At 57.7% G+C, this 16,271-nt stretch carries 13 protein-coding genes and 1 pseudogene; 6 read left to right on the forward strand and 8 right to left on the reverse strand.

What is annotated here, in order from left to right; genetic code table 11:
• Positions 1 to 163: 163 nt before the first annotated feature.
• The 4 genes from proX to V7773_RS05360 form a co-directional block, all read right to left on the reverse strand.
• A complete protein-coding gene (proX, locus tag V7773_RS05345; protein ID WP_336072577.1) occupies positions 164 to 1,189 on the reverse strand; it encodes a glycine betaine/L-proline ABC transporter substrate-binding protein ProX in 1,026 nt (341 codons plus the stop codon).
• A gap of 53 nt (positions 1,190 to 1,242) precedes the next feature.
• Complete coding sequence (gene proW / locus V7773_RS05350) at positions 1,243 to 2,196, reverse strand: glycine betaine/L-proline ABC transporter permease ProW (protein ID WP_079302281.1); 954 nt, start codon at positions 2,194 to 2,196, stop codon at positions 1,243 to 1,245.
• 30 nt (positions 2,197 to 2,226) lie between these two features.
• The gene (locus V7773_RS05355; RefSeq protein WP_336072579.1) at positions 2,227 to 3,399 is read right to left on the reverse strand and encodes a quaternary amine ABC transporter ATP-binding protein; all 1,173 of its coding nucleotides are present in this window, start codon (positions 3,397 to 3,399) and stop codon (positions 2,227 to 2,229) included.
• Between the two features lie 280 nt (positions 3,400 to 3,679).
• Complete coding sequence (locus tag V7773_RS05360) at positions 3,680 to 4,909, reverse strand: aromatic ring-hydroxylating oxygenase subunit alpha (protein ID WP_336072689.1); 1,230 nt, start codon at positions 4,907 to 4,909, stop codon at positions 3,680 to 3,682.
• A gap of 228 nt (positions 4,910 to 5,137) precedes the next feature.
• On the opposite strand from V7773_RS05360, the gene V7773_RS05365 reads away from it, so the two are divergent.
• The 5 genes from V7773_RS05365 to V7773_RS05385 all read left to right on the forward strand — a co-directional run bounded on the left by V7773_RS05365 (position 5,138) and on the right by V7773_RS05385 (position 11,137).
• Positions 5,138 to 6,127 (forward strand): LysR family transcriptional regulator, encoded by a 990-nt coding sequence (locus V7773_RS05365; RefSeq protein WP_336072581.1) that lies wholly within the window; start codon positions 5,138 to 5,140, stop codon positions 6,125 to 6,127.
• 339 nt (positions 6,128 to 6,466) lie between these two features.
• A complete protein-coding gene (locus V7773_RS05370) occupies positions 6,467 to 7,963 on the forward strand; it encodes an aldehyde dehydrogenase (protein WP_336072582.1) in 1,497 nt (498 codons plus the stop codon).
• Between the two features lie 4 nt (positions 7,964 to 7,967).
• Complete coding sequence (locus V7773_RS05375; RefSeq protein ID WP_336072583.1) at positions 7,968 to 8,861, forward strand: dihydrodipicolinate synthase family protein; 894 nt, start codon at positions 7,968 to 7,970, stop codon at positions 8,859 to 8,861.
• A 20-nt stretch (positions 8,862 to 8,881) separates the two neighbouring features.
• Entirely contained in the window at positions 8,882 to 10,207 is a 1,326-nt protein-coding gene (locus V7773_RS05380; RefSeq protein WP_336072584.1) for an NAD(P)/FAD-dependent oxidoreductase, read from the forward strand.
• A gap of 42 nt (positions 10,208 to 10,249) precedes the next feature.
• On the forward strand, positions 10,250 to 11,137 hold the full coding sequence (locus tag V7773_RS05385; protein WP_336072585.1) for a DMT family transporter: 888 nt from the start codon (positions 10,250 to 10,252) through the stop codon (positions 11,135 to 11,137).
• Between the two features lie 119 nt (positions 11,138 to 11,256).
• Here the strand turns inward: V7773_RS05385 and V7773_RS30385 are convergent, their stop codons facing one another.
• Together V7773_RS30385 and V7773_RS30390 are read right to left on the reverse strand one after the other, a co-directional pair.
• Positions 11,257 to 12,111 carry a methyl-accepting chemotaxis protein gene (locus tag V7773_RS30385; protein WP_371103548.1) on the reverse strand — a complete coding sequence of 285 codons (855 nt, stop codon included), beginning with the start codon at positions 12,109 to 12,111 and terminating at the stop codon, positions 11,257 to 11,259.
• Between the two features lie 6 nt (positions 12,112 to 12,117).
• Positions 12,118 to 13,200 (reverse strand): annotated as a pseudogene (locus tag V7773_RS30390) (HAMP domain-containing protein); the annotation flags it as partial.
• 293 nt (positions 13,201 to 13,493) lie between these two features.
• On the opposite strand from V7773_RS30390, the gene V7773_RS05395 reads away from it, so the two are divergent.
• Positions 13,494 to 14,537 carry a GlxA family transcriptional regulator gene (locus tag V7773_RS05395; protein WP_063320453.1) on the forward strand — a complete coding sequence of 348 codons (1,044 nt, stop codon included), beginning with the start codon at positions 13,494 to 13,496 and terminating at the stop codon, positions 14,535 to 14,537.
• A 117-nt stretch (positions 14,538 to 14,654) separates the two neighbouring features.
• Here V7773_RS05395 and V7773_RS05400 read toward each other — a convergent pair whose 3' ends face one another.
• Both V7773_RS05400 and V7773_RS05405 read right to left on the reverse strand, forming a co-directional pair.
• Entirely contained in the window at positions 14,655 to 15,068 is a 414-nt protein-coding gene (locus tag V7773_RS05400) for a hypothetical protein (protein ID WP_336072587.1), read from the reverse strand.
• A gap of 380 nt (positions 15,069 to 15,448) precedes the next feature.
• Positions 15,449 to 16,171: a pirin family protein gene (locus V7773_RS05405; protein WP_063320455.1), complete on the reverse strand. Its 723-nt coding sequence runs from the start codon at positions 16,169 to 16,171 to the stop codon at positions 15,449 to 15,451.
• Positions 16,172 to 16,271 lie beyond the last annotated feature (100 nt).

The raw sequence follows: 16,271 nt of genomic DNA on the forward strand, positions 1-16,271 counted from the left end.
AACCAGCATGAATACCGCAATCAACGTGCCGGGATACATCGCCACTTCACCCAGCCTTGAGGACAACTGTGCCGACGGCTGGATAACCATCGGACACAGCACGTCAGTCATTCAAGGCCAGGCTAGGTGGCCAGGCCACAAGTGCGCCTGGCGAAGGGGGGCGTTACTTGCTGGCTTGGGCCGCGGCCCGGGAAGCTTGGAGCCAGGCGTCGAATTGCTGACGGTGAGCAGCAACCCACTCCTTGGCATGCCGGGTGATATCCGCTGGCTTGTTCTCACCCTTTTGCATTCTCAGGTTCTGCGCACTTTCGTCGTCAGTACTGATCTGCATTTGCGAAAGAAACTTCAGGGCTGCGGGATTCTTGTTGGCGAAGTCCCTGTTGAGTACCGCCTCTACCTTGTCTACGGCGAAACCGAGATTCTTGCCTTTGTAGGAAGTATCGACTTTGTTGTTGCCGCCTGGCAGGTCGGTGTACGGCACTTCGAGCCACACTACGTCTTTACCTTCGACCAACACGCCGGCGATCCACTGAGGTACCCAGGTGTAATAGAGGATCGGCTGGCCCTGTTTGTAGCGGGTGATGGTGTCTGCCATCAGCGCGAAGTAGGAGCCGCGATTGTGGTTGACCGTTTTCTCAAGACCATAGGCCTTGAGGTGATGGTCAATGGTGAGCTCACAGCCCCAACCGGGGTTGCAGCCGGTCAGGTCCGCTTTACCATCGCCGTCGACGTCGAACAGCTTCGCGATCTCTGGCTTCTTGAGGTCAGTCAGGTATTTGATGTTGTAGGCGTCAGCCGTCTTTTTATCGATCAGATAGCCCTGCAATACTCCAGGCATGATATCGCCTGCCTTGATCATGTCCTCGTCACCGCCCGCTTTCTGGTAGAAGGTGTCGTGGAGCTTGTCCCACAAATGCACAGTGAAATCCGCATCGCCGCTGCCCAAGGCCACCAGCATGACGGAGTACTCGGTTTCCTTCGGCTCCTTGACCTTGTACCCCAGCTCACGCAGCCCCTCCATGGCGATCTCACCACGAAAGCGCTCTTCAGCGATGGAAGGAAAGATCGGCGTTACCGATATACCATCGCCTGGCTTATCCGCCGAGGCTATGGCATGGAATGACAAGACGGTCAGGGCGACAGCCGAGATGCACCGCCGGATGTTGCGGGAGACTTTCAATTCGCACATTTCACATACCTTTCGCTGTTTTTTATTGAAGTGCGGCAGTTGTAATCGAAGTTTCAAGCAGTCTTGCGCTGCGCTGGAGGCTGGCGTGAGCCAAAGAGGCGCATGACAAGCCCGACCGGACCGGTGTGGTACCAGCGTAAACTTGGGTCGGCTTTGATGCGTTCCCCCATGGCCTGTGTGAGGCGATCGAGGAAGATTGCCAGCAACACCAGCCCGACTCCCCCTACGGTGGCCAAGCCCATGTCCAAGCGACCGATACCACGCAGGACCATCTGGCCCAGTCCACCGACAGAGATCATCGAAGCGATGACCACCATCGACAGGGAGAGCATCAGGGTTTGGTTGAGGCCCGCCATGATGGTCGACATTGCCAATGGCAGTTGCACGCGCATGAGCATCTGCCGGGGCGTGCAGCCGAAAGCGCGGGCCGCCTCGATCTTGTCTTCGGGCACTTGGCGAATACCTAAATTGGTCAGGCGCACCAGTGGCGGAAGGGCAAAGACGATGGTCACCAGAACGCCAGGGACGTTACCGATGCCGAACAACATCACCACCGGTACCAGATAGACGAAGGCCGGCAGCGTCTGCATGGCATCCAGCACGGGTCTTATGGCGCGTTCCAGGTGGTCGTTCCGAGCGCTGATAATTCCCAGGGGCACCCCGAACAACGCACAGAAGAACACTGAGGTCAGGACGAGAGCCAGTGTGGTCATGGATTCGGACCACACCCCGATCGAACCGAGCAAGGTCAAGGTCACCAGGCACAGCAGCGCCATGCGTTTGCCTGCCAGTTGCCAACCCAACAGCGACGACAGCAGAATCCCGATAGTCGGGGGAATACTTTGCAGGACGTACTCAACGCCGTTGAGGACTTGGTCGATCGGCCAGCGGACCGCCCTGAACACGTCCCGGAAATTGTGGACGAGATAGTTGAGCGCGTTTTGCACCCATTCACCCAACGGGATGATCGCCGACTGGAAGGGGTCTAAAAAGCTGAAATCTGACATGGTGGCTACCTCTTTTGTTTTCACCGACGCTTAATGGCGACTCAGGGTTTGAAGTAGCTGACTCTTGGAAAGCGTCCCCTTGAGAGCGCCTGCACGGTCAAGCACCGGTACTGGATAAGGAAGCGTCGCGGCGATATCCAGCACGTCATGCAGTGGTGTATCGAGGTAGACGGGGCGTTGTTCGTGCAGGCTGTAGCGTTGACCCGCCACGTCCTGCGCTACGCCGCCGTTGCCATCGGTATCAACGACACCCAGCAATTGATCTTGCTCGTCGATCAGGTAGCCATAGGGTGTGCCTGCTTTGAAACTGGGTGCCTTACCGTTCACCCGGCAGATCATTTGCGGATCCAGTTGAGCCACATCTCCGGCAGTCAGCACTCTCGAACTGTCGAACCCCTTGAAGAAGTTGCGCACATAGTCCGTCGCCGGCTGGTTGATCAGTTCCTGCGGAGTACCGATCTGTACGACCCGGCCACCCTCCATGATCGCGATGCGATGGCCGATGCGAATGGCTTCTTCGATGTCGTGGGAGATGAAGATGATGGTGCGCTGTTGTTCAGCCTGCAGGCGGATCAGCTCGCCCTGCATCTCGCTACGGATCAGTGGGTCGAGGGCCGAAAATGCCTCGTCCATCAGCAGGATCGTCGGGTCGTTGGCCAATGCCCTGGCCAGACCCACACGTTGCTGCATACCGCCAGACAATTGATGCGGGTAGCTGTGCTCATGGCCCGCCAAGCCAACCTGGCTCAAGGCTTCCCGAGCGCGCAGATGGCGTTCCTTCTCCGGCTCGCCGGCGATTTCCAGGCCAAAAGCGGTGTTCTCCAGCACACTCATGTGGGGCATCAGGGCAAAGGACTGAAACACCATCCCCATTTCCTTGCGCCGCACATCGAGCAAGGCTTTATCCGAAAGCCCGGTAATTTCGCGGCCGTTGAGGTGAATGCTTCCCGAGGTGGGTTCGATCAAGCGATTGAACAGGCGCACCATGGTCGATTTGCCAGAACCTGACAGCCCCATGATCACGAAAATTTCGCCTCGCTTGACCGAGAAACTTGCATCAAATACACCAACCACATGGCCGGTCTTATCAAAAATCTCGTTCTTGTCGGCGCCATTGCGCAGCATTTTCATGGCGATGTCTGGATTAGAACCAAAGACCTTAAAAATGTTTTTTACCGAAAGAATTTCATCGTCATGGCTCATACGACCCTCTTCTTATCTTTATGACCAAATATTTAACTTGTCTCAGTCGCTATTACAGCTGGAGGGCAAGCGCATATTGGCAGTCCGTTCGAATACCGAACGTGAGTCATTACGGTGCGCCATAGTTCTGCCTTGAACTGTTGGGTCATCCCTGGCTCATGCGCACCCGTTATGGCATTAGCCACCTTTATGAGGCGTCCAATGCCATGTTCTTATTTATGTATGGAAACTTTTAAATCAAATGGACGGTTTATGTCCGGTTCGCCTCGGTTTGCGCTGCTTATAGAACGCTTGAAGCCGCTTCCGTCAGGCGCCGGGTCATGACCTCGCAGTACCAGTCGACGAACTGGTTTACGCCATTCTCTACCAGCGGTGAGTACGGGCCCGGTTGATAAGCGGGTGACGTGACGCCGACCTGGGCTCCTTCTACCAGGCGTCGGTCCTGGTCATTGGTCGCCATCCAGACCTTGGTCAGGCGCTCGATATCGTAGTCCACCCCTTCCTGTGCATCCTTGTGCACCAACCAGCGGGTGGTCACGACGGTCTCGCCCGGACCTCGAGGCAACACTCGGAAGCTCAGTGCGTGGTCGCCAAGAAAGTGATTCCAGGTCGATGGATAGTTGAAGTACAGCAGCGCTCCGATATTATCGACGCCACTGCGATCCAGGCGTCCGGTGACGGCAGGCTTGCCGTCCATCGTGTAGCTGCTGGCACCATCACTGAGGGGAATCCGGGTCATTCGATATTGACCCGCAGGGTCCATGTTGATCCGGCTGGCCAACCCTGCTGCCTCGCAGGTATCCCAATGGGCGGCAAGCTCGGGATCTTCGTCACCGCCGATGCCCTGGACAGATACGTTTTCTACAAACGACTTCAGCAGTTCAGGGTGGGTCCCGTCACAGTGATAGCACTCGCGATTATTCTCGAAGACGAGTTTCCAGTTACCTTTTTCGACCAGGTGAGCTTCGAAGGCAACTTTGCAGTCTTCCAGATGGTGAGGGCCAATGAACGGCGAAACAGCGCTGCGGAACTTCTCGAAATCCGGTGCCACTTTGGCGACGCAGACATAAATGTAGCTGTGCACCACTTCACAATGCGCCGGTATAAGTCCATGGTCGGCCGCGTTGAAGTCCGGGCCCATGTTGCCGGCGTAGAGAAGCTTGCCATCGAGTTCGAACGTCCACTTGTGGTAGGGGCAGACCAGTTTCGCCACCTTGCCTTTTTCCTCGGTGCAGACTTTCGAGCCACGATGGCGACAAGCGTTGTGGAACGCGCGGACGTCACCGTCTTTTCCTCGTACTATGACTACCGGGTAATCACCGATCTGCAAGGTCAGGTACTGGCCTGGCTTCTCCAATTCAAACGTGTGCCCCGCAAAAATCCACTCCCGATGCCAAATCTGCTCCAGATCCTGGCGATACAAATCGGCATCAGAATAAGCGGCGCCAGGAAGACCATGCTGCGGTTTACGCTGCTTGATCAGGTCTAATACATCGGTGTACTTAGGCATCTCTTTCATGCACTCCTTATTATCGGGGCTTGGTGCAGCGTTTCTGGTCGCCCAGATAAATCGCTGACTTGGCAACGCTGCGAACTTGTTTCAACGCTGTGTCCAATTGAGCTAGCCTTACGGCATGGATGCGCCGGATTGCGGTCGCTACTGCTTGCAAACAGTCTAGGACGAGGCCATAGGCCTGAAGAATCGACATTTTTTATGGGGTAATGATGATCTACTGTCATGGTTAAGCAGACCGAACCCGATCAGGCGCTGATCAAGATGCCCTCGCTGCGCGCGGTCAAGGCCTTCCTGGCCGCGGCCAGGTATCAGAATTTTACCCGGGCCGCTGAAGCGCTCTGCGTGACGCAGGCCGCCATCAGTCGCCATATCCGGGATTTGGAAGAGCATCTCGGCACCGAGCTTTTCGATCGGGCAGGGCGTGCCGTCAAGCTGACCAACGCCGGCTCCAACTTCTATGATGTGGTGCAGTTGTCATTCAGCAGCATCGCTCAGGCCGCTGAGCGTATGCGCAATAATGCTGTCTCCAAGCATGTGGTCACGCTGTGCTGTTCGCCGGCCTTCACCAACTTTTGGCTCGGGCCGCGACTGCCGGCTTTTTTCGAAGCCTACCCTGAGATTGATCTCAACCTGGTGGTGACCCAGAACTTCCTGTCAATGGATACGGGGGTGCATCCGGACATCATCATCTGCAAGATGATGAAGAGTCACGACGGCTATCACAGCGAGCCTCTGATGTGCGATGTCATCTACCCAGTGTGCACACCGCTCTATCTGGAACAGCATCCGGAACTGCAATCCATCCATGGTCTTCGCGACAGCGCGTTACTGAACCTCAGCCCCTTCGGACGCTCGCAAGTGGCCGAGCATTTGGACTGGTATGGATGGCTCGCTCACTACGATATCGACCTCAAGGCGCGATCCAGCAAGGCGTCTCACTTTTTCAACGCCAACGACTACAGCCTCTTGATCCAGCTCGTGCTGGGCAGTCAGGGGGTCGCGTTGGGCTGGCATCATCTGGTAGCGCCGCTGATTGAGAAGGGGCTGCTGGTGCGCCCGGTCGAGGAAAAGCTGGTGCACAAGGAAACCCTTCACTATTTGAATTTCAATGAAGACAAAGCGCGCGATCCAAGCTGCTGCAAGCTGCGCGACTGGCTCTTGGCACAGTTCGATACGGAGGGGTTAGAGGCGCCGGACGTAGCCCTTACATAACCGCAGATCATCAGTTGCTCCACATAAAAGTCGCTGTGTGCTGTTCCCGCCTGTCTTTATTCTTTCACCTTGAGAGCCAAGAACTAACGCGTGTCTCAAGGTGAAGGAATGACCACTCTTTCCTGAACGAACAAATACGAGTGCTGGTTGATATCGGCGTGGTTCGTGTCGTATTCGCCTGCCCGGAAATTCAGTTTCCGCTGGCGTTGGTTGTTCGGCGTCGAATATCGGCAGCATTCGAATGAGTAACGAGTTGCCATCAGTGCCGATCCGGTAACCGTTTTAGTGATCACGTTATCGGTATCTATCGTTCAAAAAAAGAATGCGGGGAAGACCATAATGACTCAGTTGAAAACAACAGAAGAATACCAGTCGATTGCTCGGCAACTGACCTTGCCAAGTAAGACTGTGATCGATGGTGAAATACGCTCGGCACTTTCCGGCGCAACGTTCAGTACAGTCAATCCCGCCAATGGCGAGCACCTCGCCGATGTGGCCGCTTGTTCGTCTGCCGATGTGGACGTGGCCGTCACCGCCGCGCGGGCCGCGTTCAATGATGGTCGTTGGTCAAAGCTTCATCCCAGTGCGCGTAAGCAGGCGATCCTGCGCCTGGCTGCGTTGATCGAAGAAAACGCGCTGGAGCTCGCGGTGATGGAAAGCCTGGACAGTGGCAAGACCATTTTCGACTGCCAGACCGTCGATGTGCCGGAAACCATTAACTGCCTGCGCTGGCACGCCGAAGCCATCGACAAGATCTATGACCAGGTGTCTCCTGCGTCCGACGGTCATGTGGCGTTGGTTGTTCGTGAGGCCATCGGTGTGGTTGGCCTGGTCTTGCCTTGGAACTTCCCGCTGTTGATGCTGGCGTGGAAAATCGGCCCGTCGCTGGCCGCCGGTTGCTCCTTGGTGGTCAAGCCGGCAGAAGAAACCTCGTTGACGACCCTGCGCGTTGCTCAGTTGGCCTTGGAAGCCGGCATCCCCGCCGGGGTCTTCAACGTCGTGACCGGCGGCGGGGTTGAGGTCGGTGAGCCCATTGGCCGTCACCCTGATATCGACGTCATCTCTTTCACGGGCTCGACAGATACCGGGCGTCGCTTCCTGAAATACTCCGCCGAGACCAACCTCAAGGAAGTGGTGCTGGAGATGGGTGGAAAGAACCCTTGCATCGTCCTGGACGATGTCAGTGATCTGGACAGTGTTGCCTCGCATATTGTGAATGGTGCGTTCTGGAACATGGGGGAGAACTGTTCCGCTATCTCTCGATTGATCGTGCATGAGGATATCAAGCACGCCCTGGTCGAGCGCATCAAGCACTTCGCCAGCGACTGGCATGTGGGTGATCCACTCGATCCGGCCAACCGCGTTGGCCCGTTGGTGTCTACCGAACATTTCAGCAAAGTCAGCTCCTACCTGGGCCAGGGTGAGCCGGTGCTCTTCGGTGGGCAGACCAGCCAGGGGCGGTATGTACACCCGACCATCATCGAGGCCTCCAGCAATGACGCAAGACCTGCGCGCGAAGAAATCTTCGGCCCAATCCTCACGGTAATCACCGTCAGCAGCCTCCAAGAAGCGGTGGCGGTGGCCAACGACACGGACTACGGACTCGCCGCCTCGGTGTTCACGGACAACGGCAAGCGAGCCATGCGTGTCGCCCGCGCCCTCAAGGCCGGGACAGTGACCGTCAACTCGTTTGGAGAAGGTGACATCACCACACCCTTTGGCGGTTACAAGCAATCAGGTTTTGGTGGCCGCGACAACTCGCTGCATGCCCACGATCAGTACACCCAGTTGAAAACCATTTGGCTGGATCTCTCCAGCGATGAAGAAGGGGCTTGATTCAATGTCCGCATTCCCTTTTTCGGGCATCAACCTGGCCGTTACTACACCTTTCGATGCCCAAGGCAAGATCGACTATCCGCGTTTCGAGACATTGCTTGAGCGCTACCTGGCTGCCGGCGTGCAGGGTTTTGTCCTGAGTTCCGGGACCGGCATGCATGTGTACCTGAGCCAGGAAGAATCCAGGCAATTGGTTGCCTTCGGCGCCAAAGTCATCAATGGGCGTGCTCGCGTCATTGTGCAGACCTCTGCGTTATTGGTCGACGAGGTGGTGGAGCGCACCCGCCATGCTGCCGAATGTGGAGCCGATGGCGTCATGGTGCTCCCACCGTTTTTCGAAGGCCCAACTGACGACCAGGGCATCGTTGACTTCTACTCCACGGTGTCCGAAGCCGGGCTGCCGATCATTGGCTACAACGTGCCTCAGGCCGTGGGCGTAGAAGTGACCCCGTCGCTGTTTCGCCAGTTGAGCGAGATTCCGAACTTCGTGTCGGTCAAGGACAGCAGCGGCGACCTTGCCGCTCAAGCCTCGTTGGTTCGCACTGGGCTGCCTACGATGAATGGCGCCGACCCGCTGGTGCCCTACGCGCTCTTTGCCGGTGCGGCGGGCCTGATCTGGGGCGGAGCGAACATGGCGCCGCGATCGTGCGTTGCGGTGGTGGATGCCGCCATGAAACAGGACTGGACACGTGCCCGGGAGATCTGGCGGTCGATCGAGCCGGTGATGTCGCTGATCTGGCAGGGTGACTATGTGCAGTCGGTCTATGCCGGCGCTGAGATCAGCGGTTATGGGGCGGGGAATCCGCGTCGGCCACTGGCGCGTTTGTCCGCCGATAAAATCGACGTGCTCAAGGCAGCCCTTGAGCCGCTGATTGCTCTCGAGTCAGATCTCGCTTGACGACATTGGGAGCAACAGTCATGTACGTGGCCAACAAGTTTCCAAAAAACAGCAGTGTTCCCGCTTGGGTCGCCATGCTTGCAGCGCGTGTGCCAACCGCACCGCTGGAGGGGGCGATGACCGCGGATGTGGCGATCATCGGCGCGGGCTTTGCCGGCCTCTCTGCCGCACGACGGTTATCCCAGCTCGATCCGACACTGCGGGTTGTAATACTGGAAGCCGGTGTTGTCGCAGAGGGGGCCACCGGGCGCAATTCAGGCTTCATCATTGATTTGCCCCATGAAGTCAGCTCGGAAGATTTCGGTGGCTCGTCAACCGACCGGGCTCGACGGGACATCACGCTCTATCGCACGGCGATCGGCTTGGCCACGGACATGGCGCAGGAGTACGGCTGGGGGCGCGATATCATTGACCCATGCGGTCGCTACAGTGTGGCTATCAGCCAGAAAGGCGATGCTCACATCAAGGCTTATGCCCGACAACTGCAAGGGCTCAATGAGTCCCATGAAATCCTGGATGCCAAAGGCATTCATGAGGTGACTGGCAGTCAACTCTATACCTCCGGGCTCTACATGCCCGGTACGGTGATGGTGCAGCCAGCGGCCTACATACGAGCGGTTGCAGACAGTCTGCGCAGTCCGGTAACGCTGTATGAGAACTCTGCGGTCCGGTCTTTCGACAAGCAGCCAGGAGGCTGGTCAGTTAAAACATCCAAGGGCACCGTAACGGCCAAACGCATCATTTTGGCCAACAACGGTCATGCACAGAGCTTTGGCCTGTTTCCTGGGCAGCTGCTGCATGTCTTTACCTATGCGTCGATGTCGGAGCCTTTTGACCCTCGACGCTTGAGCGGGAAACGAGACTGGGCGGCCACGCCGGCGCTGCCCATGGGCACGACCGTACGCCGGGTAAGTGGCGCTGATGGTGATCGCATCCTGATCCGTTCGCGTTATTCCTATCACGCCGGGCTGGAAATCAATGAGGGGCACGTGCGAAGTGCAGGGCGCGTTCACGATGGAAAATTCGCTGATCGATTCCCCAACCTTACCGGCGTGAAGATGCAGTATCGATGGGGTGGTCCGATGGCGCTGACCTGGAACAGCGTACCGATTTTCGGAGAGATCGAACCTGGGCTGTTTGCTGCCTGTGCTTGCAATGGCTTGGGCGCATCGAAATCCACGGCTGCCGGGATTGCAGCTGCTGAGGCAGTAGTGGGGCTGAAATCGCCTCTGGTTGAAGTATTCTCGAATTATGACTCGCCCAGAAATCTTCCCCCGCAACCATTCCTGAGCATCGGCGCGAAAGCTGACTTACGATTACGCGAATGGCGTGCCGGGCGTGAATGATGTTGTCACGAAGCAGCAACTCCCATCGAAATGGAATGAGTCATGAGCGATCAATTGGACACTGCGGTACGTGCTTACAATGTTCCCAGGCCTCAGTTCGGCATTCTCTTGTGCCTTCTCTCAATGCTGGTCTTCGCAAGTCAGGATGGGATCACCAAGGTGCTGGTCAAAGACCTCCCAATCGCGCAGTTGGTGATGGTGCGCTATTGGGCATTCCTGGCTTTTGCTGTCGGCTATAGCGTCTATCAAGGAAGCCTGCGCACGGCCTGTCGAAGCCGCCACCCTTACCAGCAGGTCATCCGTTCCCTGATTGGGGTGGGCGAAATTGTCTTGTTTGGATTGGGGTTGCGCTATCTGGGGTTGGCTGAAATGCATGCCCTGTATGCGGTGTTCCCGTTGATGACTCTGGCGTTGGCTGGGGTATTTCTGGGGGAGTTCATCGGTGTTCGTCGATGGGTTGCCGCGGCCATGGGCTTCACGGGGACGCTGGTTATCCTTCGGCCTGGCACCGGTGTTTTCGAGCTTGTAGCACTAATCCCGCTTTTGTCTGCCTTGGGGTTCGCTGTCTTCAGCGTGCTGACTCGTCGGATCAGCCAGCATGATTCGTTCGCCACGAACATGCTTTACATGGGGTTCTTCGGCGCGATCACCATCACCTTGTTGGGCCTTCCCGGATGGGTGGCTCCGAGCCCGATGCAATGGGGCCTGATTGCGGTGCTTTCCACGACAGGCGTGGTAGCCCAGCTGTTATTTCTCCAGGCGCTGAAGTATGCAACTGCGACCACACTCCAGCCGTTCAACTACACGCTGCTGGTGTTTGCCACGCTGATTGGCCTGTTGGTATTCGGCGAGCTGCCAGACACCTGGACGGTGGTGGGTGCGTGTCTGGTGATTGCGGGTGGGATGTATGCGATCAAAGCGAAAGGGTAGTGCTCCCTGTGGGAGCGCTCGCGAAGAGGCCGGCACATCCAGCATATTCATTGGCTGTGACAACGCATTCGCGAGCAAGCTCGCTCCCACATTTGATCTTCAGTGGACGTAAGCCCGGTTTAGAACTTGAAGCGCCCCACCAAGCCCTTGAGCTGCCCGGAAATATCCGTCAAACGCCCCGAGCCGGTCTGTGCCGAGTGAGCGAATTCCTCGACCAACTGGGCATCAGCATGGATCTGCGCGATGTGCCGGTTGATGTCTTCGGCCACCTGGTGCTGCTCCTCTGCCGCCGTGGCGATCTGCGTATTCTGGTCGCGAATCGAGTCCACCGAGTTGCGGATCTTGTCGAAACTGTCGCGGGCCTGTTGGATGCGTTCCACGCTGGTTTGCGACACCTGCAGGCTGCTTTGCATCTGCTGGGTGACTTCCTGGGTGCGACGAGCAAGGTTACCCAGCAGGCTGTCGATCTCGCCGGTGGAATCGGCGGTACGCCGTGCCAGCGCCCGGACTTCGTCAGCCACTACGGCGAACCCGCGACCTTGATCGCCGGCCCGCGCGGCTTCGATGGCGGCGTTGAGGGCCAACAGGTTGGTCTGCTCGGCGATCGAGCGAATGGTGTCGAGGATGGTGTTGATGTTCTTGCTGTCTTGTTCCAGCGCCTGCATGGTCTGGGTCGACTTTTGCAGGTCATCGCTCAGTTTCATCACGCTGCCGGTGGCTTCGCCGATGTGATGCTGGCCGTCGTGCACGTCACGATAGCCTTCGTCCGCACTGGAGGCGGCCTGGCTGCAAGAGCGGGCCACTTCGTTGGCGGTGGCGACCATTTCGTTGAACGCGGTGCTCACCAGTTCCACGGCCTGGCGCTGGCGCCCGGCAGCGTCGTTCATGTTCTGGGCCACGTGGCTGGTATCGGCTGCGGCGGTTTGCAGGTCGGAAGAGGCGCTGCCGATGCGCTGCATCAGTTGCGCGATCATGCCCAGGAACTGGTTGAACCAGCCCGCCAGGGTGGCCGTTTCGTCCTTGCCTTGTACGGTGAGCTTGCGGGTGAGGTCGCCTTCACCTTCGGCGATTTCCTGCAGGCCATTGGCTACGCCGCGAATCGGCCGCACGATGACGCTGGCGAAACTGGCGCCCACCAAAGCGAACACCACGGCCAGTACGGCGGCAATGGCGGCGATCAGCCAAGTCAGGCTCGAAGCCTCGGCCATCACTTCATCGCGTTTGATCAGGCCGATGAAGCGCCAGCCCAACCCTTTGGAGCTGACCACGTTGGCCATGTAGGGCACGCCGTCGATCTCGATCTGGGTCACGCCATCGCTGCTTTTGGCCAGCTCGGCATAGTTGGGCCCAAGGTCGGCCAGCGGCTTGAAGTTGTGCTTGGCATCGGCAGCGTCCACCAGGACGTTGCCGTTGGCTTCGACCAGCATCAGGTAGCCGCTTTCACCCAGCTTGATGTTCTTGACCAGTTCGGTGAGCTGCTTGAGCGACACGTCCAGGCCGACCACGCCGATGGGTTTGCCACTGGCGTCGGCGACGGTGTGTACGGTGCCAATCAGCGATACGTCGTCCGGCGCCCAATAATAGGCGTCCGTGCGTACGTTGGTGCCCGGTGCGGCCATCGCGGCCTTGTACCATGGACGTACGCGCGGGTCGTAGTTGGCCATTTTGGGATCGTCCGGCCAACTGGCATAGCCGCCGTCCTCCATGCCCACGGAAAGGTAGGCGGTGGTGGGGTGGCTCTTGGCGAATCTCTCGAAGATATCCAGAAGCTGCTGGTTGATCTCGGGGAATGGCTGTTGTGCGGCGTCGGCACCGGCGTAGTTTTTCAGCCCTTTGGCCGCGATGACCCGGGGATCCTTGGCAAAGAACTCGACGTTCTGGCTGATGCCATCGAAAAACTGCTTCATGCCGTTGTCGATCTGGCGAATCTCACGACCACTGCTGTCCAGGAAGTTGGCTTTTGCGGCGTCGCGCAGGTTCAGCACGACAAGCACCGCCACCAGGATAACCGGGAGGCAGGCGATGGTCGCGAACGCCCATGTCAGCTTCTGTTTGATATTCATGACTTCTCCCGCGGAATATTTTAAGTGTTGGAACGGCGGAAACAGCAGTGGTTGGCGTTGCGAGTCTCTGGAAGGGAAAAGCGCCCATGCCTACTGACAGTGTATCGACCAAAGTCGTAGGCACTTGAGGCTTTCCATTATGGCGCGGACCGACCGGTGGACGGCGCAGGCGCGATTGCAGCCGGCTTGACTAGCCTGGAAGATAGCGTGGTTTGCTCTGCGCCTTCGCCCTGCGGCTCAAGGCCCCCACGTGCAGCCAATCATCATCGTCTTTGATGTATTAACGAGGCCCTATGCCAAGCGCATTCGAGAGCGTACTCAAAAACAAGAACATGGCTTATCGACCGCTCGGATCAGCGCCCGCCAGCCAGGTGCCGATCCGCGTCGCGTTTGTATTGATGGATAATTTCTCGATGATGTCCTTCACCGGTGCGGTGGACGCGTTGGTGACCGCCAATCTGATGAGCGACATGCCCCTCTATGAAGTGCTGACGGTGGGGGTTTCAGGTGGGCAAGTCACAAGCGACCTGGGCATTGTCATCTCGACCGACATCGAACTGGCGCAGATGCCGGAAAACCAGGATGTGCTGATTGTCGCCGGGGGCTTTCGCGTGAAGTTGCAAGGCCATCCCTTGCTGCGGCGCAAGCTGCGTGCCAACGCGGCGTCTGGGACGATACTGGGAGGACTGTGGAACGGCGTCTTCTTTGTGGCCGATGCCAATCTGCTGGACGGTTTCGAATGCGCTGTCCACCCGGAAAGCCGCGCCATGATGGCGGAGGTGTTTCCCCATGTGAAGGTGTCCAGCCGGGCCTATGTCGTTGATCGGGAGCGGGTCAGTTGCGCGGGGGCCAACAGTTCGCTGCGCATGATGCTCCAATTGATTCGCCAGACGGGCGGGGCGGCGCTCGTGGGCGCCATCGAGGAAATTCTTCGTTGTGACGAGTCTGGCGATGATGCGACGGACTTGCCTCCAGTCTTCGTCGAAACCGACCCGACGTTGCCGGAAAGCCTCAAGCTGGCTCTGGAACTGATGTGGCAAAACGTAGAAGAGCCGTTGACCATCGATGAGCTGGCGGCATGCGTCAAGATTTCCAAGCGGCAGTTGGAGCGGCGGTTCTGCAGTTTTCTCGGTGCGACGCCCACACGCTATTACCTGGAACTGCGCTTGACGCGTGCCCGCCAGCTCATCCAGCAAACCAATCGATCCGTGACCGAAATCGCCGTGGCGACGGGCTTCGTCAGCTCCCCGCACTTCCAGCGTCGTTTCCGGGATTTTTTTGGTGTGCCGCCTGGTAGCTATCGCTCGAAATCGGAGCGCAAACAAACCGTGCGATGAAGACGCAGGCTGATCAGAGAGGAATTTTCAGGGGGCGAGGGCGTTGCCGCGCCGTAGCGCGGGAGCTATGTGGGGGCAAGCTTTACTCCCACACAGTTCCTGCGCGACGAACGCAAGTCAGGTGTTATCGTCTGTTTGTGTTTCGGTGGGCAGGTCTTCAGTTTGTGGCGCGGCTTTCGAAGCGGTCAAGGAGGTGTCGTTGCACAGCACTTTTCCGACTTCGTCGGCTATCGATCCATCGATGATTCGCCCTTCCATCTGGTCGAACTGAGCTTTTTCCACCCCTGAAAGACTGTTGTACATCCCCATGTGTCGAACATTGCGGTTGGCGCAGTCGAGTTCAAGCTTCGTGTAGTTGGTGAAGTAAGTGCCCGATCTTTGTACGGTGGCCTGGATGGCTGAACCGCTGTCGACAAACGAAACGATGGAGTACACGGCATCCGAATCATCGTAGAGGTACTTGATGTTCTGGACGTCCGCAGCCGCACTGCACGCAATAGAGAGTAACGCGAGGGATATAACGGTTTTCATGCTTTCTTCCGTGAATAAGCAAGTCAGGAGAATTGATGGCAAAGTGAAATTATTTTGCCTTGGTGCGCGCATGGGGTCAATTTGTGTTGGAAGTATGCAGTGACCATTGGTCAGAAACAAAACTATTTCGGGAACTTTATAGATCGGCCTGGCTCGTGGCAACAGACGGAACGCATTCCGGCCCGGTGCATCTTTCCTAATGCGCGACCCCTCCATTATCAAAGCCTGGATTATTCAGGTCGCCTGACTTTTTTTAGATGTTTTTCGCCTGAAATACGTCATTGATCATGGATTCAGGACTTTCGAATCTTTCTTAGCGTTATGCGCAAGATAACCCTTGTGGGAGCTGGCTCGCTCCCACAAGGGTTCATGGGGTTGCTTCAGGGCATCTGTGGCAGTTCCTGAGGCCGCAGATCGAACACCAGCACTTCGGCATCCTTGCCGTTGCTCAAGGTCAGGATTTGCTCCTCGCGCACCCGCACGCCATCACCTTCCTGCAGTGGTAGGCCATTGAGCTCGACAGCGCCTCGTGCCACGTGCACGTAGGCATAGCGTTCCGGCGCCAAGGTCAGGGTGGCGCTTTGCTCACCATCGAACAGCCCGGCGTAGACCCGTGCATCCTGGCGCACCTGGAGCGAGCCGTCGGTGCCGTCCGGGGAGATGATCAATTGCAGGCGACCGCGTTTCTGCTCGCTGCTGAAATGCTCCTGTTGATAGCGTGGCGTGGCGCCACTGACGTTGGGCACGATCCAGATCTGCAGGAAGTGCACCGGCTCGTCCGCACTGTGGTTGAACTCGCTGTGGGCCACGCCGCTGCCGGCGCTCATCAACTGCACGTCACCGGGGCGGATGACCGAGCCCGTGCCCAGGGTGTCCTTGTGTTCCAGGGCCCCTTCAAGCACGTAGGAAAAGATCTCCATGTCCCGGTGGGGATGCTGGCCGAAACCCTTGGCGGCGGCGACCCGGTCATCGTTGATGACCAGCAGGTCGGAGAAGCCTTGTTCGTTGAGGTCGCGGTAGCTGGCGAACGAGAAGGTGTGGAACGAGGTCAGCCAGCCGTGGCGGGCAATGCCGCGGTCCGAAGCTTTGCGAAGGGTCAGCATGGTCAATTCTCCTGATGTCTGTGGGCGACGACTGGGCCGTTCGCCGGGTTCAGAAGAAGGTTAATGGTTATCCAGATGCTCAATAAGCGGGTTGAAAACG

Source organism: Pseudomonas sp. 3JA, from assembly GCF_036961705.1.
In the GTDB taxonomy this organism is placed as follows: Bacteria; Pseudomonadota; Gammaproteobacteria; order Pseudomonadales; family Pseudomonadaceae; genus Aquipseudomonas; species Aquipseudomonas fluorescens_Q.

Bases quoted from the DNA above. Each gene is read 5' to 3' on its own strand.
- V7773_RS05385 (WP_336072585.1), top strand. From the start codon at position 10,250: ATGAGCGATCAATTGGACACTGCGGTACGTGCTTACAATGTTCCCAGG.
- V7773_RS05360 (WP_336072689.1), bottom strand. From the start codon at position 4,909: ATGCCTAAGTACACCGATGTATTAGACCTGATCAAGCAGCGTAAACCG.
- V7773_RS05380 (WP_336072584.1), top strand. From the start codon at position 8,882: ATGTACGTGGCCAACAAGTTTCCAAAAAACAGCAGTGTTCCCGCTTGG.
- V7773_RS05370 (WP_336072582.1), top strand. From the start codon at position 6,467: ATGACTCAGTTGAAAACAACAGAAGAATACCAGTCGATTGCTCGGCAA.
- V7773_RS05400 (WP_336072587.1), bottom strand. From the start codon at position 15,068: ATGAAAACCGTTATATCCCTCGCGTTACTCTCTATTGCGTGCAGTGCG.
- proW (WP_079302281.1), bottom strand. From the start codon at position 2,196: ATGTCAGATTTCAGCTTTTTAGACCCCTTCCAGTCGGCGATCATCCCG.
- V7773_RS05395 (WP_063320453.1), top strand. From the start codon at position 13,494: ATGCCAAGCGCATTCGAGAGCGTACTCAAAAACAAGAACATGGCTTAT.
- V7773_RS05405 (WP_063320455.1), bottom strand. From the start codon at position 16,171: ATGCTGACCCTTCGCAAAGCTTCGGACCGCGGCATTGCCCGCCACGGC.
- V7773_RS30385 (WP_371103548.1), bottom strand. From the start codon at position 12,111: ATGATCGCGCAACTGATGCAGCGCATCGGCAGCGCCTCTTCCGACCTG.
- proX (WP_336072577.1), bottom strand. From the start codon at position 1,189: ATGTGCGAATTGAAAGTCTCCCGCAACATCCGGCGGTGCATCTCGGCT.
- V7773_RS05375 (WP_336072583.1), top strand. From the start codon at position 7,968: ATGTCCGCATTCCCTTTTTCGGGCATCAACCTGGCCGTTACTACACCT.
- V7773_RS05365 (WP_336072581.1), top strand. From the start codon at position 5,138: ATGGTTAAGCAGACCGAACCCGATCAGGCGCTGATCAAGATGCCCTCG.
- V7773_RS05355 (WP_336072579.1), bottom strand. From the start codon at position 3,399: ATGAGCCATGACGATGAAATTCTTTCGGTAAAAAACATTTTTAAGGTC.